This is a genomic window from Arthrobacter sp. G.S.26 (genome assembly GCF_050847375.1).
Lineage (GTDB): Bacteria > Actinomycetota > Actinomycetes > Actinomycetales > Micrococcaceae > Arthrobacter.
The window spans coordinates 2,169,412-2,187,557 of sequence record NZ_CP193752.1 but is presented as its reverse complement, the minus strand read 5'-3'; the positions used below and the strand labels follow the sequence as shown (position 1 = coordinate 2,187,557).

The window sequence follows — 18,146 nt, the reverse complement described above, 5'->3', positions numbered from 1 at the left end:
TGGCCATGTGGGATGCTGCCGCGATACGTCAGAGCCTGGCAAAGCAGATGCAAGCGGGTTTAAAAGCGGAAGGTCCCGTCCCAAGGGGGACGGGACCTTCCGTGGAGAGCTACCAGATGTTGACGCGCTCGGCCGGCGGCATCCACATGCCGTCGGCCTCGGTGACGGTGAACGCGTCATGGAAGGCGTCGAGGTTCCTGGCGATGGCGTTGGTCCGGAACTCGTTGGGGGAGTGCGGGTCCGTGGCCAGGCGCCGGACGGCCTCCTCGGTCCGGATGACCTGCCGCCAACCGGCAGCCCAGGACGCAAAGAAACGCTGCTGCCCGGTCAACCCGTCCAGCTCTTCGGGCTCCTGGCCGTCCAGGCTGATGTGGTAGGCCTTGTAGGCGATGGCAAGGCCGGCGAGGTCGCCGATGTTTTCGCCCAGGGTGAGCCGGCCGTTGACATTGTGACCCGGCGCAGCCGTCGGGGACAGCTCGTCATACTGGGCCACGAGTTTGGCGGTGAGGGCTTCGAACGCCTTCCGGTCCGCGTCCGTCCACCAGTTCCGCAACGCGCCGCCGCCGTCAAACTGCGAACCCTGATCATCAAAGCCGTGGCCGATCTCATGGCCGATAACGGCCCCGATGCCGCCGTAGTTCACGGCATCATCGGCGTCGGCGGTAAAGAACGGCGGCTGGAGGATGGCGGCCGGGAAGACGATTTCGTTCATCATCGGGTGGTAGTAGGCATTCACCGTCTGCGGTGTCATCAGCCATTTAGTGCGGTCCACGGGCTTGCCCACCTCGTCCAGGTGCCTGTCGACGTCGGCGTTGTGCGCACGCTCCACGTTGCCCAGCAGGTCCGCCGGATCAATCTCCACAGCGGAGTAGTCGATCCACTCGTCAGGGAAGCCGATCTTGGCCCGGAAGCCCTCAAGCTTCCGCAGGGCCTCTTCCTTGGTCTCGGCGCCCATCCATCCCACATCCTGGATGCTTTGGCGGTACGCCTCGATCAGGTTAGCCACGAGGGTCTGCATCCTGGCCTTATGGGTTTCCGGGAAATGCCGGGCCACATAGATCTGGCCCACGGCTTCGCCGAGCGCACCTTCCACAACACCCACGCCGCGCTTCCAGCGGTCCTTGTTGCGCGGCGTCCCACTGATGGTGGTGCCGTAGAAGGCGAAGTTTGTGTCCACAAAAGTACTGGAGAGATACGGTGCGGCGGCGCTGACCACACGCATCGCGAGCCAGTCCTGCCACGCCTGCAGCGGCTCGGATTCCAGCAGCGCCGCTGCGCCCACAAAAAAGTCAGGGGTGCTGACCACAATCTCTTCCCGTTTGGCGGCGTCGATGCCTGCAGCGTCAAACCAGGTGGCCAGGTGCGGGAAGAGGGCAGCGGATTCACCGGCGGTCTTCAGGTTGTATGTTTTCTGCGGGTCCCGCAGCGTGACGTTGTCCCAGTGGTGCGAAGCGAGGAGGGTTTCCAGTTGCACCACGCGTCCCGCGGCAGTTGCTGCGTCCGCCACTCCGGCCAGTGCCAGCATGGCCTGCACATGCTCCGTGTAGGCGGCCACCATGGGCGCGAATTTTTCCTCGCGGTAATACGATTCGTCCGGCAGGCCCAGCCCGCCCTGGCCGCTGTAGAGCAGGACGCGGTCCGGGTTGCCGGCGTCGGGTGCCGGATAAATGTAGAACAGGCCTCCGACGTCCGCGCGGAACAGGCGCCCCGCCAGGGCGATCAGGTCGGCTGCGGAGTCCGTGGCATACACATCGGCGAGCCGCTGGCGGATGGGTCCGATGCCCTTGGCTTCTGCCGCGGCCTCATCCATGAAGCTGGTGTAGAGGTCCCCGATCTTCCGCTCGATGCCACTGGCGGCGGCGCCCTTACCTGCCGCTTCCTCAATGATGGCGCGGACGGCGAGCTCTGAACCGTCCCGCAATGCGGTGAAGGTGCCTTCCAGCGGACGGTCGTCCGGGATTTCCGTTGCCTTGAGCCAGGTGCCGTTCACATGCTGGTACAGGTCATCCTGCGGCCGGACTGTGTGATCAATGGTGGACAGGTCGATCCCCGATGTGGGCACTGAAACTCCTTTTGACGAAAGCGCCGCAGCCGGACACCGGCGGGCGTCTGCATGCTGGACGTTACGGACGGTGGTGCTCTTTCATCTTACGCACCCGTGTTACGCTCAAATGGTGCGTGCAGAGCTCCTCCTTCTTAGCTGCCGCGGCGAGGCCTCAGACGCTGTCTAGCGCAAGGCCCATCCTCGCCGCGGAGTCTGTGTTGTCCGGCCGTCCTTTTGAAAAGACCACAGAAAAGGCCCGATCGTCATGCATAACGCACAAAAAACCTCAGGAATGCCGGCCCACCGCTACGCCCCGTTCCAGGACCTCATTACCGTTGAACTGCCCGACCGCACCTGGCCGGACAAGGTCATCACGGCAGCACCGCGCTGGTGCGCCGTGGACCTGCGAGATGGCAACCAGGCCCTGATCGATCCCATGAGCCCGGCCCGCAAGATGAAAATGTTCGATCTGCTGGTCCGAATGGGCTACAAGGAAATCGAAGTCGGTTTCCCGTCCGCGTCGCAGACGGACTTCGACTTTGTCCGCCAGCTGATCGAGGGCAACCACATCCCGGAGGATGTGACCATCCAGGTCCTGACGCAGGCCCGCGAACACCTGATCGAGCGGACCTACGAGTCACTGGTCGGCGCCAAGCAGGCAATCGTGCACCTCTACAACTCCACCTCCGTGCTGCAGCGCCGTGTGGTGTTCAACCAGGACGAGGACGGCATCCTGGACATCGCGCTGCAGGGCGCGCGACTGTGCAAGAAGTACGAGGAAACCCTCGTGGACACGCACATCACTTACGAATACTCACCGGAATCCTTCACCGGCACCGAACTGGAGTACGCCGTCCGCGTGTGCAACGCCGTCGCCGACGTCTTTGAAGCCTCCGCTGACAGCCAGGTCATCATTAACCTGCCTGCCACGGTGGAAATGGCCACCCCCAACGTTTACGCGGATTCAATCGAGTGGATGAGCCGCCACCTGCACCCGCGGGAGGGCATCATCCTGTCCCTGCACCCGCACAATGACCGGGGAACCGGCGTGGCCGCCGCCGAGCTGGGTTACATGGCCGGCGCGGACCGGATCGAGGGCTGCCTGTTCGGCAATGGCGAGCGGACCGGCAACGTGGACCTGGTCACCCTGGGCCTGAACCTGTTTGTGCAGGGCATCGATCCCATGATCGACTTTTCCAACATCGATGACGTCCGCCGCACCGTGGAATACTGCAACCAGCTGCCCGTCCCCGAGCGTTCCCCGTACGGCGGCGACCTGGTCTTCACCGCGTTCTCCGGCTCGCACCAGGACGCCATCAAGAAGGGCTTCGAAGCCCTGGAACGTGACGCCGCTGCTGCCGGCAAGGCCGTGGCGGACTACTCCTGGCAGGTTCCGTACCTGCCCGTTGATCCCAAGGACCTGGGCCGCAGCTACGAGGCAGTCATCCGCGTGAACTCCCAGTCCGGTAAAGGCGGCGTGGCGTACCTGCTGAAGAACGAGCACAGCCTCGATCTGCCCCGGCGCGCGCAGATCGAGTTCTCCGGCGTCATCCAGCGCCAGACCGACACCGTTGGCGGCGAGGTCAGTGGCGCCCAGCTCTGGAAGGTCTTCCAGGACGAGTACCTGCCGTCCGGGCAGTCCGACGGCCAGTGGGGCCAGTACTCGCTGGGCAAGGTCAGCACGGAAACGGACGCCGACGGCGGCATGACCCTGCACGCCTCACTCACCGTTGACGGCGTGGAAGTCAGCCGGACGGGCACCGGGAACGGGCCCATCGCCGCGCTGCTGTCCATCCTCCGGGAAGACGGCGTGGACGTCCGGGTCCTGGACTACAGCGAGCACGCACTCTCCGAAGGCGGCAACGCCATGGCTGCGGCGTATGTCGAAGCCGCCGTGGGGGAGCGGGTCCTCTGGGGTGTTGGCATCGACGCCAACACCAGCATGTCCTCGCTGAAGGCCGTCATCTCCGCCGTCAACCGCGCTGTGCGGGACGCCCGGGCCTGATCCTGAAGCTGTGCCGCCGGATCCGTCCGGCGGCACAGCCGCACCCCCTTAAACGCAGGGTGCCCGCGCCCCGTACACGCGGGGCACGCGGGGGATGGGAAGATGGAGCGTGGCCCAACAGTCTTTCGCTTCCCGGGCGTACCGGGATGAAGCAGTGGTGCTCCGTACCCACAAGCTGGGCGAAGCGGACCGCATCATCACTCTCCTGACCAAACACCACGGCCAGGTCCGTGCCGTGGCCAAGGGCGTCCGCCGCACCAGCAGCCGTTTCGGCGCGCGGCTGGAACCCTTTATGGTCGCAGACCTTCAGCTGGTCGCTGGCCGCACCCTGGACATCGTCACCCAGGCCGTGGCCAAGGGGGCCTACGGCGGGAACATCGCCGCCGACTACGGCCGGTATACGGTGGCGGCGGCCATGACCGAAACCGCCGAAAAACTCACTGACGTGGACGGCGAAGCCGGGACTGCGCAGTACAACCTCCTGGTGGGCGCCCTGGCATCCCTGAGCCGGGAGGACCACGCCGCCGGCCTGATCCTGGACTCCTACCTGCTCCGGGCCCTGGCCACCGGCGGCTGGGCGCCGAGCTTTACCGTCTGCGCACGCTGCGGCAGGCCGGGACCCCACACGGCATTCTCGGCACCGCTTGGCGGCATGGTCTGCGCCGACTGCAGGCCGCCCGGTTCCCCCGCGCCGGCTGCGGAGACCGTGATCCTGCTGGGCGCGCTGCTCACCGGTGACTGGCCCACCGCGGACGGTTCCGCCGCCGTGCACCGCCGCGAAGCCGCCGGCCTGGTGGCCGCCTACCTGCAGTGGCACCTTGAACGAGTCCTGAAATCCCTCAAGCATGTGGAGCGTACCTGACAGTGGCCCTGGGCAAAAAGCACCCCACCACCCGCCGGCGGACCCAACCGGTCATCGCCCCGTACCCGCACCCCTCAGGGGCGGTGGCCCCGGCGATCCCCGCCGAATTTGTGCCCCGCCATGTGGCCATTGTTATGGACGGCAACGGGCGCTGGGCAAACCAGCGCGGGCTGCCCCGGATAGAAGGGCACAGGGCGGGCGAACCCGCCCTGCTGGACGTTATGGCCGGTGCCATTGAACTGGGCATCGAATACGTCAGTGTCTACGCGTTCTCCACAGAGAACTGGCGCCGTTCCCCGGAGGAAGTGCGGTTCCTGATGGGATTTAACAAGGACGTGCTACGCAGGCAGCGAAACCAGCTGGATGAGTGGGGCGTAAGGGTGCGCTGGTCCGGCCGCCGCCCCCGGCTGTGGGGCTCCGTGATCCGTGAACTCGAGGATGCCGAGGAGTTCACCGCAGGCAACAGCACCTGTACGTTGAACATGTGTGTTAATTACGGTGGCCGGGCCGAAATCACGGACGCCGTGTCCGCGATTGCCGCCGAGGTTGCCGCCGGCCGGCTGAAACCCGGTGCCATCACTGAGCGCACCATCCAGAAGTACCTGGACGAACCGGACCTCCCCGACGTGGACCTATTCCTGCGCAGCTCGGGGGAGCAGCGGCTCTCCAACTTCCTGCTCTGGCAATCCGCGTATGCCGAGTTTGTTTTTATGGACACCCTCTGGCCGGACGTGGACCGCCGCACCCTGTGGACCGCCGTCGAGGAATACGCCCGGCGCGACCGCCGCTACGGCGGCGCGGTGGACGCCGCGAAGCCGGCCGGCCATCCATAGCAGCAGATAGCAGCAGCGGCTTAAATGCCGGCTGTCCCATAGGCGCGGAGCCAGCGGGCCAGCCTCGCATAGGCGTCCGCGCGGACCTTCTCGGGCGACAGGAAGACATCATGCAGTGCGCCCCCAATCTTCTCCACCGTCACCGTGGTGCCCAAGCCGAAAGCGCGGGCGCCGATGGCATGCACATCCAGGACAGCGTCAGTGCGCCGCATTTCCTCCGACCAGACCATCCCGTTGGCGCTGCCCTGCGATAACAGCACCAGCACCGGAACATCAAGCCGCAGGCCCTTTGCCACACGGGCTTGCCCGGCAAGGATGGCGCTCAGCCAGCCGGCCCTCACAGGGAAGGCCATGGGCGGCCGGTAAGCGTCGTCAAGGTCCCATTCGCCTTCGGCCGAGCTGCTGATGGTCCGCCAGTAGAACCCACGCTCCGGCAGCCGCAGGACTGTTTCCGGCCGGCGCCGGGCCAGCGGCCCCACCAGGCCCGCTGCGGCGCGCCGGACCAGGTGGCTGCCGTGCATTTCCAGCCAGGGGCTGTTGAGGACAAGACCGGAAAGTACTTCGGGATTCCGGCTGGCCCACAATGATGCCACCAGGCCGCCGGTGGAGTGGCCCATCAGGGTCAACGGCCCGGCCGCCCCGTCCGCCCGGATCAGGTCCCACGCCCGGCTTATTTCGGGGTCGTAGTCGGCCAGGTCGGCGACGTAGCCGCCGGGGCTTCCCGGTTGCAGGTTCCGGCCGTGGTTGTGCATATCCAGCGCGTAAAACGCGTACCCGGCCGATTCCCAGAAGCGGGCCAGGTCCGTATTAAAGAAGTAGTCGCTCCAGCCGTGCAGGAACAGCACCGCAGCCTTCGGGTTCCGACCCGGAGCGGGCGTGGCCGGCCGGTACCTGATGAGCGTGGCGGTGCGTGCCACGCCGTCCGGTCCGGCGGCGGAAAAGTGCCGGGAGGTGAATTCCGATCCCAGGAAGTCCTGTTGCCATGCCATGGGCCCATGCTATTGCGTCACCCGTTTGGTCTGGGCCGCCGGAGACGGAAAACTAGAGGCATGCGCGTTTATCCCACATTCTTCAAGCTGGCATTTTCCTGGATGGACGCCGAGCGCGCCCACACGATCGGCTTCAAAGCCATCAGGCTCGCGCACACCACCGGTGCCGGGAAGGTCCTGCAGAAGTTCACGGTCCCCGCGGCTTCACTCCAGACCACCGCGTTCGGCCTGACGTTCCCGTCCCCATTCGGCCTGGCTGCCGGGTTTGATAAGGAAGGCCACGGCATTGAGGCCCTGGCTGAACTCGGTTTCGGCCACGTCGAGGTGGGAACCATCACCGGCCAGGCGCAGCCCGGCAACGAGAAGCCCAGGCTCTTCCGCCTGGTTGAGGACCGCGCGGTGATCAACCGGATGGGCTTCAACAACGACGGCGCCGCCGCCGTGGCTCCCCGGCTCAAGGCGGCACGGGCTGCTTTGCAGCGCCGGCATCCTTCGGTGCGCCCGGTCATCGGCGTCAACATCGGCAAGACCAAAACCGTGGAACTCGCGGAGGCCGTGGACGACTACCTGGTCAGCGCCCGGACGTTGGCGCCGGTAGCCGACTACCTGGTGGTCAACGTCAGTTCCCCCAACACTCCCGGCCTCAGGCTCCTCCAGGACGTGGAAACCCTGCGCCCGCTGCTGACGGCTGTGGGCGACGAAGCAGACAGGGCAGCCGGGCGGCACGTTCCGCTGCTGGTGAAGATCGCCCCGGACCTGAGCAACGAGGACATCGATGACGTCGCCCGGCTGGCGCTGGACCTGAAGCTCGACGGCATTATCGCCACCAACACCACGATCGCCCGGTCCGGGCTCAGCACCCCGGCGGACCAGGTGGAGGCCTGCGGGGCGGGCGGACTGTCTGGCGCTCCGCTCAAGCAGCGCTCCCTGGAAGTCCTTCGCCGGCTCAAGGCTGCCACCGGTGATGCACTGACCCTGGTCGCCGTCGGCGGCGTCGAAACAGGCCAGGACGTCCAGGACAGGCTCGATGCCGGCGCAACCCTGGTCCAGGGCTACACCGCGTTCCTCTACGAGGGGCCCTTCTGGGCTGCAGGCGTCAACCGGCACCTGGCCAGGAACCGCCGCCGCTGATTCCCGGCCCCAGCCCGGGTCCGGCTTAAAAAGACAAAAGGTGGGCCCCGGCGGATTTTTCCGCCGGGGCCCACCTTTCGGGTTTGCGCTGCTGGGTTCGGTGGGTCAGGAAGGGAACTGGCCGCGCCGGACCTGCGGCTTGGGCAGGCGCAGCTTGCGGAACTGCAGGGACCGCATGGACCCGTACCAGACGGTGCCGCGTTCCACCTCGCCGAACTTCTGGGCCAGCAGCTTCTTCAGCTTGCGGGAAATCAGGTACACGTCCACAAACACGGCCAGGAACATCACCCAGAACGCGCCCAGGACGTAGATCATCAGCTCGCTGCTGGCCGGCACCAGCAAGGAAACGAGCACAAAGACCAGCGCGCCGAACATCAGGAACTCGCCAAGGCTGAAGCGGGCATCCACGTAATCGCGGGCAAACCTCTTCTGCGGGCCCTTGTCGCGCAGGGGCAGGAACTTCTCGTCACCCGTGTCCAGTGCGTGCCGCATCTTCTGCCGCTGATCGGCAATGACCTGGCGCTCGGCGGCTTTGGACGCCTTGCGGTCCTCAGGCACCAGCGGGCGCTTGCGCGCAGCTTCCTGCGCCCTGCGGGTGGGAGTCGGTGCCCCTTTGCCGATGGCGCCGTTGCGCTGCGCCGCCGCTTCCGCGGCCTGCTGGTCTACTGTCTCCTGCGCCGAGGGCGCTTCCTTTTTACGTCCGAACACCACAACAGAATACCTTGCGGGAGCCCGCCGGGCTGCTGGCGGCCGGGCCTGCCCTGGCGGCCGATGTGACGGGGGTAATGTTTTGGCCATGACTTCTTCACCTGCTGCCACCCCCCACAACGCCACCGGCCCCACACCTTCGGGCCCTGCCGGCACCCCCTGGACGGAAGACCTCCGCACCTCGATCGGCAATGCGTTCGGGCGGACCCTCACCCACCTCAAGGAGCTCGTGGCCATTCCGGGCATCGCGTGGCCCAGTTTCGACAGGGCGCCGCTGGAAACCAGCGCCGGGGCTGTTGCCGCCCTCCTGCACACCGCCGGAGTGTCCGATGTCCAGATCCTCGCCTGCAACAAACCGGACGGCACCCCCGGAGGTCCCGCCGTCGTCGGCCGCCGCCCGGCTGCGCCCGGCAAGCCGACCATCCTGCTCTACGCCCACCACGACGTGCAGCCCCCCGGCGACGAAGCGCTCTGGGAAACCGATCCCTTTACTGCGGTGGAAAAGGACGGCCGCCTTTACGGCAGGGGCGCCGCGGATGACAAGGCCGGCATCATGGCGCACGTGGCCGCTTACGCCGCGGTCACCGAAGTCCTCGGCGACGAACTGGGCCTCGGTGTGACCTTCTTCTTTGAGGGGGAGGAGGAGGCCGGCTCGCCCACGTTCCGCGCGTTCCTCGAGACGCACCGCGAACTGCTCCGCGCCGACGTCATTGTGGTGGCGGACTCCAGCAACTGGAAAGTGGGCATCCCGGCCCTGACCACCAGCCTCCGTGGCCTCGTGGATGGCGTCGTTGAGGTCCAGGTCCTGGACCACGCCGTGCACTCCGGCATGTTCGGCGGACCGGTTCTGGACGCGCCGACCCTTCTGTCCCGCCTGATCGCGACCCTGCATAACGACGACGGCTCCGTGGCCATCAAGGGCCTGGTCGCCACGGACAACGCCACGGTGGACATGGCGGAAGCCGACTACCGTGCCGACGCTTCGGTGCTCGACGGCGTCCGGCTGGCCGGGTCCGGCAGCCTCGCGTCCCGCCTGTGGACCAAGCCCGCGCTGTCGATCATCGGTTTCGACGCACCGGCCGTGGACGTCGCCTCCAACACCCTGATCCCGCGCGCCAGGGCAAAGTTCAGCCTGCGGCTGGCTCCCGGCCAAGACCCGGCCGAGGCGATGGCCGCTGTCAAAGCCCACGTGGAGGCCAACGCGCCTTTCGGGGCGAAAGTGGTGTTCACCCCGGGGGAGAGCGGCAACCCCTTCCAGACCGACACGTCCTCCGCCGCCGCGTCCCTGGCCATGTGGGCGCTGGGGGAAGCCTGGGGAGTCCCCGCCGTCGAAACCGGAATTGGCGGCTCCATCCCCTTCATTGCCGACCTCACGGAACTTTATCCGGACGTCCAGATCCTGGTGACGGGTGTGGAAGACCCGGATTCGCGGGCGCACAGCGCCAACGAATCGTTGCACCTGGCCGACTTCCGGAACGCCATCCTGGCAGAGTCCCTCCTGCTGGCGCGGTTGAACCGTGACGGGCTGCAGTAGCCGGGCATCCAGCCGCGTTTCCAGGGAACAAGCAGAGCCCTTCCACGGTTACGCAAGGAGTTAGAGCTATACGTCTGTCCGACGTAGCATGTAGCTATAGCCCATACCGAATCCGTAGGGGCAGGCGCCGCTGAGGCGGCGCTGCCAGGACCGTCCTAAGAAGGTAGGCCAATGAGCACCGCAACCAATGAGAACAGCACCGAAACCACCAGCGCAGCCAGTGATGAACTGGCCGTCCACGAGGTCAAGCTGACCGACGTCGCCGCAGGCAAGGTACGCAGCCTTCTCGAACAGGAAGGCCGCACCGACCTGCGCCTCCGGGTTGCCGTGCAGCCCGGTGGCTGTTCCGGCCTGATTTACCAGCTCTACTTCGATGAGCGGCTCCTTGACGGGGACGCAGTCCGCGATTACGACGGTGTCGAGGTGGTAGTGGACAAGATGAGCGTCCCTTACCTCGCCGGTGCCAGCATCGACTTCGAGGACACCATCGCCAAACAGGGCTTCACCATTGACAATCCGAACGCAGGCGGCTCATGCGCCTGCGGCGATTCGTTCCACTAAGCCGGTTCTTTCGCCTGATGCCGGCGCCGTGCCCTCTGCCGTGGAAAACGGTAGGGGGACGCGGCGCCGACATGTGGGCGAAACGCCCGGCGGAGCGGTAAGCTCTACACCGAGTAGTAAAACTTTTAGTGTGCCCGGGGAGCCTAAGGCTGGCCGGACAACAGCATCAAGTAGGAAGGGCCGTCTGTGAGTTCGCAGAACCGAACCGGCAGCCGACGCAAAACGATCTCATCGATCACTGGCTTGGCAATTGCCGGCGCGTTGGTTTTGACCGGATGTTCGCCAGAGGTAGAGAGAGGGTGGCTGCCCACTGAACGTGGCACCACCAGCAACACCGATCGCATCATGGACCTCTGGGTCAACTCATGGATTGCAGCCCTGGTTGTGGGCATCATCACGTGGGGCCTGATCGTCTGGTGCCTGGTGGCCTACCGCCGACGCAAGGGCACCGTAGGGTTCCCCCGGCAGACCAGCTTCAACCTCCCGCTGGAAGTCTTTTACCTGACCATCCCGCTGTTCATGGTGCTGGTGTTCTTCTACTTCACCGACCGGGACCAGGCGGCCATCGATGACCGCTCCCAGCCCGCCGACGTCGTTGTTGATGTCCGCGGCAAGCAGTGGGCCTGGGATTTCAACTACAAGTCCGGCAGCGTCATCGAAGAAGACCTGCACGAGGCCGGCGTCCAGGCGCACCTCACCGGCAACACCATTGACAAGGAACTGCTTCCCACGCTGTACCTGCCCGTCAACAAGTCCGTGGACCTCGAGCTCAACGCCCGCGACGTCATCCACTCCTTCTGGGTTCCCGCCTTCCTGCAGAAGCGCGACATGATCCCTGGCAAGACCAACTACATCCGGTTCACCCCCACCAAGGAGGGAACCTATGACGGTAAGTGCGCCGAACTTTGCGGCGAGTACCACTCCGAAATGCTGTTCCGCGTCAAGGTGGTCTCGGAGGCCGAATTCCAGACCCACATGGACGGGCTCCGGGCGGCAGGCAACACAGGCCTCCTGGGTGCGGAATACGACCGCAACCCGAACCTGAACGAAATTAAGTAAGGGGAGCGACGTGGCTACGTACACTCAATCCGCACCCACCGAAGCCTTGTCGGCTCCCGTGGTTCCGAAGTCCAAGGGGCGCATCGTCGTCAACTGGATCACCTCCACCGACCACAAGACCATCGGGTACATGTACCTGATCGCGTCCTTCGTGTTCTTCTGCTTCGGCGGCGTTATGGCCTTGCTGATCCGCGCCGAGCTCTTCGAGCCGGGCATGCAGATCCTGCAGACCAAAGAGCAGTACAACCAGCTGTTCACCATGCACGGCACCGTAATGCTGCTGATGTTTGCAACGCCGCTCTTTGCCGGCTTCGCAAACGTCATCATGCCGCTGCAGATCGGTGCCCCCGACGTCGCCTTCCCGCGGCTGAACGCACTGGCCTTCTGGTTCTTCCTGTTCGGCTCCACCATCGCGGTGTCCGGCTTCATCACCCCGCAGGGTGCTGCCTCGTTCGGTTGGTTCGCCTACGCGCCGCTGTCCAACACCACGTTCAGCCCCGGAATCGGTGGCGACCTGTGGGTGTTTGGCCTGGCACTGTCAGGCTTCGGCACCATCCTCGGTGCGGTCAACTTCATCACCACCATCATCTGCATGCGCGCCCCGGGCATGACCATGTGGCGGATGCCCATCTTCACCTGGAACACCCTGGTCACCGCCATCCTGGTGCTCATGGCCTTCCCGCCACTGGCTGCCGCCCTGTTCGCCCTCGGTGCCGACCGCCGGTTCGGTGCACACATCTTCGACCCCGAAAACGGCGGTGCCGTCCTCTGGCAGCACCTGTTCTGGTTCTTCGGCCACCCCGAGGTGTACATCATCGCGCTGCCGTTCTTCGGCATCGTCTCCGAGATCTTCCCGGTCTTCAGCCGCAAGCCGATCTTCGGCTACAAGGGCCTGGTGTACGCCACCATCGCCATTGCTGCCCTCTCCGTCACCGTGTGGGCCCACCACATGTACGTCACGGGCTCGGTCCTGCTGCCGTTCTTCGCCTTTATGACCATGCTGATCGCGGTACCCACGGGTGTGAAGTTCTTCAACTGGATCGGCACCATGTGGCGCGGTTCCATTACGTTCGAGACGCCCATGCTCTGGAGCATCGGCTTCCTCATCACGTTCCTCTTCGGTGGCCTGACCGGCATCATCCTGGCTTCGCCGCCCCTGGACTTCCACGTCTCGGACTCCTATTTCGTGGTGGCGCACTTCCACTACGTGGTCTTCGGCACCGTCGTGTTCGCCATGTTCGCCGGCTTCTACTTCTGGTGGCCCAAGTGGACCGGCAAGATGCTCAACGAACGCCTCGGCAAAATCCACTTCTGGCTCCTGTTCCTTGGCTTCCACGGCACCTTCCTGATCCAGCACTGGCTGGGCGTCGAGGGCATGCCCCGCCGCTATGCGGACTACCTGGTGGAGGACAACTTCACCTGGATGAACCAGTTCTCCACCATCGCCTCGTTCGTCCTGGGCGCGTCCCTGATCCCGTTCTTCTGGAACGTGTACATCACCTGGCGCAGCGCTGAGCGGGTCACCGTGGATGATCCCTGGGGCTTCGGTGCTTCGCTGGAGTGGGCCACGTCCTGCCCGCCGCCGCGCCACAACTTCACCTCGTTGCCCCGGATCCGTTCCGAGCGCCCCGCACTGGACCTGCATCACCCGGAACTCCGCCAGGTCCACACCGTTGACTCACCCGCGCCTGCTGCAAAAACGCTGGGTAACGCCGACCAGAAGGACACCGCACAGTGAAAATCGAATCTTGGATCTTTGGTGCGGGTGTTTTCTTCTTCATTCCCGTATCGATTGTTTACGGCTTCCTGACCAACTGGCACGAATGGGTCGGCACCCTGGGAATCCTTCTCGTGGGTGGGCTGTCCGGCATGATCGGCGGCTACCTCGGCTTCACCGGCAAGCGGGTAGGCATGCGCCCCGAGGACCGAAGCGACGCTGAGATCCACGAAGGTGCCGGCGAGCAGGGCCACTTCAGCCCCTGGAGCTGGTGGCCACTGGTCCTCGGCATCGCCTGCGCCACCGGGTTCCTTGGCCTGGCACTTGGCTGGTGGATCGTATTCATCGCCGCCGGCCTTGCTGTAGTTGCACTCGTTGGCTGGGTTTACGAATACAGCCGCGGCGACCACGCGCACTAACTGCATAACAGACGTACGACGGCGGGCCCCACCAAATTTGGTGGGGCCCGCCGTCGTTAGTGGTCAATTCAGCAGGGGAGGGCGGGTACCGGAGCAGCCCGCGCCGGCTTGCGGGCCGCGGTCAGGAAGCCTGCACGGGAGCCTTCGCGGCGGCATCCTGTGAAGCGATCAGGGCGGCAAGGCCACGCAGAGTTTCCTCCGCCGCCTGCAGCGCGGCCGCCCCCGCCAGGGCGTTATCGCTGATGCCGAGCTCCACTTCACAGCCTTGTTCAAAGTCGGCGGCCATCACCTGGAGGAGGGAGCGGGCGTCCACCGCTTCGGTCCCGCGTTTACTGATGGTGACCGGCAGGCCCGTTTCCATCACGGCACGGACAAACACGGCCGCGGGCCGGGCATGCAGGCCTACGGCTGCTGTGATCACTGCCTTGTGTACTGGCAAAGGGGACTCCTTCGTGATGACGGCCCCCACCGTCGCATCGTGCTGTCCAGATCAATATATCGGCCGTGCCGGCCGGCAGCTAAACCCGGACCTTGCGCACCTGACTGGTCTAGACCTGACCTAAAATGGTGGCAGGACAGATAACAGGGAGACCACCATGGCCGCTGGCGCCACAGCCATCACCGGAACCATCGACCGCACCAGCGGCACGGCCATCTACGTGCAGCTGCGCGAGATCCTGCGCGCCCACATCACCGGGTACTGCAAGCCAGGGGCGGCCCTGCCCTCCGAACGGGACTTGGCCGAGCGGTTCGGGCTGGCCCGCATGACGGTGCGGCAGGCCATCGACGCCCTTGTGGGTGAAGAAGTCATTGAGCGGGTGGTGGGGCTGGGCACCTTCGTCCGCCGGCCCAAGATGGACCTTCAGGTCAAGCTGACGTCCTACAGCGAAGAGATGCAACGGCGTGGCATGGTTCCCGCCGCCAAGGTCCTCAGCTTTGAACAGATCGCCGCCAGCGCCTTCCTGGCACGAGAACTCCAGCTGGAGGAGGGAACGCCGCTGGTCCGGTTCCGCCGGCTTCTCCTCGCGGACGGTGAGCCCATGAGCGTGGACGAGAACTTCATTCCCGCGCACCGTGTTCCGGGCCTCCTGGACGGGGAACCGCCCACATCGCTCTACAACGTCCTCAACGAACAGTTCGGCCTGGTGATGGAGTGGGGCGAGGACATGATCGAAGCGACGGCAGCCTCACCGTCAACGGCCCGGCTGCTGAACGTTGAAGTAGGGGCGCCGCTGCTGAAGATCCAGCGGCACGCCTTTGTTGCCCGGGCCATGGTGGACTATTCGGTATCGTACTACCGGGCGGACCGCTATAAGCTCTGGGTGCCGCTTCAGCGGCCCGGCGCCCGCCGGACCCGCAACCACTAGCCGCGCACGGGGGAGGCCCTGCAGGGTGCCTCCGTTGGGCTGCAGGAGGGGTAGGTGGTCTGTGGCATCAATTCCGGGACGAGCATTGTACGCAGAAAGGCCCGGTCCGCAGGGACCGGGCCTTTCTTGTGCTGCGCAGTTAGTGCGTCAGGGACTTGGAGTCCTCGGAAGCCTCAACAGCTGCATGGCCGTGACCGTGCGCTGCTTCGAGTTCCGCCGGCGTTGCCGGGGCAACACGGTCTTCGAAGAACCACTTGGAGAGGAACGCGCGGCGCTTCTCCTTGCCGGTGACGACACCGTGTTCGTTCGGCTCCGCAGGAAGTACCTTGGGAGATTCGAATCCTACGAGCTTGTAGCGCTTGTACTCATCGAGCGGTGCGTGCACCTCAATGAACTCACCGTGCGGGAGCCGGACAATGCGTCCGGTCTCGCGGCCGTGCAGGGCGATCTCGCGGTCCTTGCGCTGCAGCGCCAGGGCCACACGCTTGGTCACGATGAACGCGATGATCGGGCCGATGAAGAAGAGTGTGCGCAGCCAGTACGTCACATCGTTCAGGGACACGTGGAAGTGCGTGGCGATGAGGTCGGAACCGGCAGCGGCCCACATCACGCAGTACCAGACGAAGCCTGCCATGCCGATGGCCGTACGGGTCGGGGCGTTGCGGGGACGGTCAAGGACGTGGTGCTCGCGGTCGTCCTTGGTGATCCAGCGTTCGATCCACGGGTACATAAACATTACGGTGAACAGGATGCCTGCCGGCACCAGGGCCGGGAGCAGGACGTTCAGCGTCAGCGTGAATCCGAAGATGACGTACTCGAAGTGGAATCCGTTGATCACACCCGGCATCAGGCGCAGGGCGCCGTCAACGAATCCGATGTACCAGTCAGGCTGGGTACCGGCGGAAACGGGGGAGGGATCGTAGGGACCGTAGTTCCAGATCGGGTTGATGGTGAAGAAGCCTGCCATCAGGGCCAGCACGCCGAAGACGATGAAGAAGAATCCACCGGCCTTCGCAGCGTAAACCGGGCCCAGCGGGTAGCCCACAACATTGTTGTCGTTGCGGCCGGGGCCGGGGTACTGGGTGTGCTTGTGGACAACCACCATAAAGAGGTGCAGGACGATCATCAGCAGGATCAGGGCCGGTACCAGCAGGATGTGCAGCATGTAGAGGCGGCTGATGATGGCCGTGCCGGGGAACTCGCCGCCGAACAGGAAGAACGAGATGTACGTTCCAACGATCGGGATTGACTTGATCACGCCGTCGATGATGCGCAGGCCGTTACCGGAGAGCAGGTCATCGGGGAGTGAGTAGCCGGTGAAGCCGGCAGCCATGGCAAGGATGAGCAGGACGCTGCCCACAACCCAGTTCATTTCGCGGGGCTTGCGGAAGGCTCCGGTGAAGAAGACCCTCAGCATGTGCACGGCGATGGAGGCTACGAACAGCAGGGCTGCCCAGTGGTGGACCTGGCGCATGAACAGGCCGCCGCGGATGTCGAAGGAGATATCCAGCGAGGAGCTGTACGCCACGGACATTTCGACGCCCTTGAGGGGCACATACGAACCGTCGTAGTGGGTCTCGGCCATTGACGGATCAAAGAAGAACGTCAGGAACGTGCCGGAGAGCAGCAGGATGACGAACGAGTACAGGGCCACTTCGCCGAACATGAACGACCAGTGGTCCGGAAAGACCTTGCGGCCGAATTCGCGGAGGATTCCGGAACCGCCCACACGGGAATCGACGAAGTCGGTGACCCGGCCTGCCTTGGTTTTGGCGACGAAAGCGGGCTCAGCTGTTGTTGCTGCGCTCATGCATATCACGCTCCCAGTAACTCGGTCCTACGGGTTCTTTGAAGTCGCTGGTAGCGACCAGGTATCCCTCGTCGTCAACTGCGATGGGCAGCTGGGGGAGCGGACGGCTGGCGGGGCCAAAGATCACTTTGCACTCTTGCGTGAGGTCAAAGGTGGACTGGTGGCACGGGCACAGCAGGTGGTGCGTCTGCTGCTCATAGAGAGCAACGGGGCAACCGACGTGGGTGCAGATCTTGGAGTAAGCAACGATGCCGTTGTAACCCCAGTCCTCGCGGCCCGCGGACGGGTTGAGCGAGGAAGGGTCGAGGCGCATCAGCAGAACGACGGCTTTGGCCTTTTCGTTCAGCTTGCCCTCGTGGAGTTCGTTCAGGCCTTCGGGAATGACGTGGAAGGCTGAGCCCAGCGTCACGTCGGAGGCCTTGATGGGCGTTCCGTCGGGGTCGCGGGCGAGGCGCTTCAGGTTCCCGTCCTGGGGAGCCCACATGGTGTGTGCGAGCTTCTCGTCCGGGCGCGGTCCGAGGTCACCGAAAATGGCGATCGCGGGAAGCGGTGCCAGGGCCACGGCGCCGAGGAGCGTATTGCGGATGAGGGGGCGGCGTTTGATGCCGGTCTCTTCGACAATGTCATCGACAATGCGGACAGCTGCTACGCGGTCTTCCTCGTAGCGGATCGCGTGGCGTTCCTCGGATACCTCGTGATCGGGCATCAGGGCCTTGGCCCAGTGCACGATGCCGGTACCGATGCCCAGCATGGCGAAGGCGGTGCCTACACCGAGGAGGGCGTTCTGGAGGCGGATGGTGGCAATGCCGGCATCCTCGCCCAGATCGATGGCGAAGTACGCCACCAGGAAGATTACGGTTCCAACAACAGAGAGGCCAAAAAGTAAGGCGACCTGCCGTTCTGCCCGCTTTGCGGCCTTCGGGTCCGTGTCAGCCAGGCGCAAACGGTGCGGGGGAATTCCAGGATCCTGGAACTTCTCCACCTCATTCTGACCAGCCGTAGCTACGGTGCCCGAGTGGTTCGGACTGCCGTCACTATGGTTGCCCATAATTCGCCTCATCCTTCTCTCGTCCCGGCGGCTGCCGGGTTAGTTTTCAATTTCAAGCT

At 64.8% G+C, this 18,146-nt stretch carries 16 protein-coding genes; 10 read left to right on the top strand and 6 right to left on the bottom strand.

What is annotated here, in order from left to right:
• Positions 1-109 precede the first annotated feature (109 nt).
• On the bottom strand, positions 110-2,062 hold the full coding sequence (locus tag ACRB8A_RS09925; protein WP_432244602.1) for a M13 family metallopeptidase: 1,953 nt from the start codon (positions 2,060-2,062) through the stop codon (positions 110-112).
• A 247-nt stretch (positions 2,063-2,309) separates the two neighbouring features.
• On the opposite strand from ACRB8A_RS09925, the gene leuA reads away from it, so the two are divergent.
• The 3 genes from leuA (at position 2,310) to ACRB8A_RS09910 (ending at position 5,744) form a co-directional block, all read left to right on the top strand.
• Positions 2,310-4,049: a 2-isopropylmalate synthase gene (leuA, locus tag ACRB8A_RS09920; protein WP_050684703.1), complete on the top strand. Its 1,740-nt coding sequence runs from the start codon at positions 2,310-2,312 to the stop codon at positions 4,047-4,049.
• 109 nt (positions 4,050-4,158) lie between these two features.
• Entirely contained in the window at positions 4,159-4,911 is a 753-nt protein-coding gene (gene recO, locus ACRB8A_RS09915; RefSeq protein WP_050684704.1) for a DNA repair protein RecO, read from the top strand.
• Positions 4,912-4,913: 2 nt separating this feature from the next.
• Complete coding sequence (locus tag ACRB8A_RS09910) at positions 4,914-5,744, top strand: isoprenyl transferase (protein WP_432244601.1); 831 nt, start codon at positions 4,914-4,916, stop codon at positions 5,742-5,744.
• 20 nt (positions 5,745-5,764) lie between these two features.
• Here the strand turns inward: ACRB8A_RS09910 and ACRB8A_RS09905 are convergent, their stop codons facing one another.
• Positions 5,765-6,733 carry an alpha/beta hydrolase gene (locus tag ACRB8A_RS09905; RefSeq protein WP_432244600.1) on the bottom strand — a complete coding sequence of 323 codons (969 nt, stop codon included), beginning with the start codon at positions 6,731-6,733 and terminating at the stop codon, positions 5,765-5,767.
• 60 nt (positions 6,734-6,793) lie between these two features.
• Between ACRB8A_RS09905 and ACRB8A_RS09900 the strand changes: the two genes are divergently transcribed.
• Positions 6,794-7,864 (top strand): quinone-dependent dihydroorotate dehydrogenase, encoded by a 1,071-nt coding sequence (locus tag ACRB8A_RS09900; RefSeq protein WP_432244599.1) that lies wholly within the window; start codon positions 6,794-6,796, stop codon positions 7,862-7,864.
• 105 nt (positions 7,865-7,969) lie between these two features.
• On the opposite strand, the gene ACRB8A_RS09895 is transcribed toward ACRB8A_RS09900, so the two are convergent.
• Entirely contained in the window at positions 7,970-8,572 is a 603-nt protein-coding gene (locus ACRB8A_RS09895; RefSeq protein WP_050684717.1) for a DUF3043 domain-containing protein, read from the bottom strand.
• 88 nt (positions 8,573-8,660) lie between these two features.
• Between ACRB8A_RS09895 and ACRB8A_RS09890 the strand changes: the two genes are divergently transcribed.
• From ACRB8A_RS09890 to ACRB8A_RS09870, 5 genes are all read left to right on the top strand, one after another.
• A complete protein-coding gene (locus ACRB8A_RS09890; RefSeq protein WP_432244598.1) occupies positions 8,661-10,106 on the top strand; it encodes a dipeptidase in 1,446 nt (481 codons plus the stop codon).
• 171 nt (positions 10,107-10,277) lie between these two features.
• Entirely contained in the window at positions 10,278-10,667 is a 390-nt protein-coding gene (locus ACRB8A_RS09885; RefSeq protein ID WP_432244597.1) for a HesB/IscA family protein, read from the top strand.
• Between the two features lie 186 nt (positions 10,668-10,853).
• Complete coding sequence (gene ctaC, locus ACRB8A_RS09880; RefSeq protein WP_050684710.1) at positions 10,854-11,726, top strand: aa3-type cytochrome oxidase subunit II; 873 nt, start codon at positions 10,854-10,856, stop codon at positions 11,724-11,726.
• Positions 11,727-11,736: 10 nt separating this feature from the next.
• Positions 11,737-13,464, top strand: coding sequence for an aa3-type cytochrome oxidase subunit I (ctaD, locus tag ACRB8A_RS09875; protein WP_050684711.1), 1,728 nt, complete (start codon positions 11,737-11,739; stop codon positions 13,462-13,464).
• A complete protein-coding gene (locus ACRB8A_RS09870; protein ID WP_050684712.1) occupies positions 13,461-13,862 on the top strand; it encodes a cytochrome c oxidase subunit 4 in 402 nt (133 codons plus the stop codon). Before ctaD ends, ACRB8A_RS09870 begins: the two co-directional genes overlap by 4 nt.
• A 121-nt stretch (positions 13,863-13,983) precedes the next feature.
• Here the strand turns inward: ACRB8A_RS09870 and ACRB8A_RS09865 are convergent, their stop codons facing one another.
• A complete protein-coding gene (locus ACRB8A_RS09865; protein ID WP_050687152.1) occupies positions 13,984-14,301 on the bottom strand; it encodes an HPr family phosphocarrier protein in 318 nt (105 codons plus the stop codon).
• Positions 14,302-14,458: 157 nt separating this feature from the next.
• Here ACRB8A_RS09865 and ACRB8A_RS09860 point away from each other — a divergent pair, with 157 nt between their 5' ends.
• Positions 14,459-15,229, top strand: coding sequence for a GntR family transcriptional regulator (locus ACRB8A_RS09860; RefSeq protein ID WP_050687154.1), 771 nt, complete (start codon positions 14,459-14,461; stop codon positions 15,227-15,229).
• Positions 15,230-15,368: 139 nt separating this feature from the next.
• Here the strand turns inward: ACRB8A_RS09860 and qcrB are convergent, their stop codons facing one another.
• Positions 15,369-17,039, bottom strand: a complete 1,671-nt coding sequence (gene qcrB, locus ACRB8A_RS09855) for a cytochrome bc1 complex cytochrome b subunit (protein WP_050687156.1) — start codon at positions 17,037-17,039, stop codon at positions 15,369-15,371.
• Positions 17,017-18,087, bottom strand: coding sequence for a cytochrome bc1 complex Rieske iron-sulfur subunit (gene qcrA, locus ACRB8A_RS09850; RefSeq protein WP_050687157.1), 1,071 nt, complete (start codon positions 18,085-18,087; stop codon positions 17,017-17,019). The genes qcrB and qcrA overlap by 23 nt, the downstream gene beginning before the upstream one ends.
• Between the last annotated feature and the right edge of the window lie 59 nt (positions 18,088-18,146).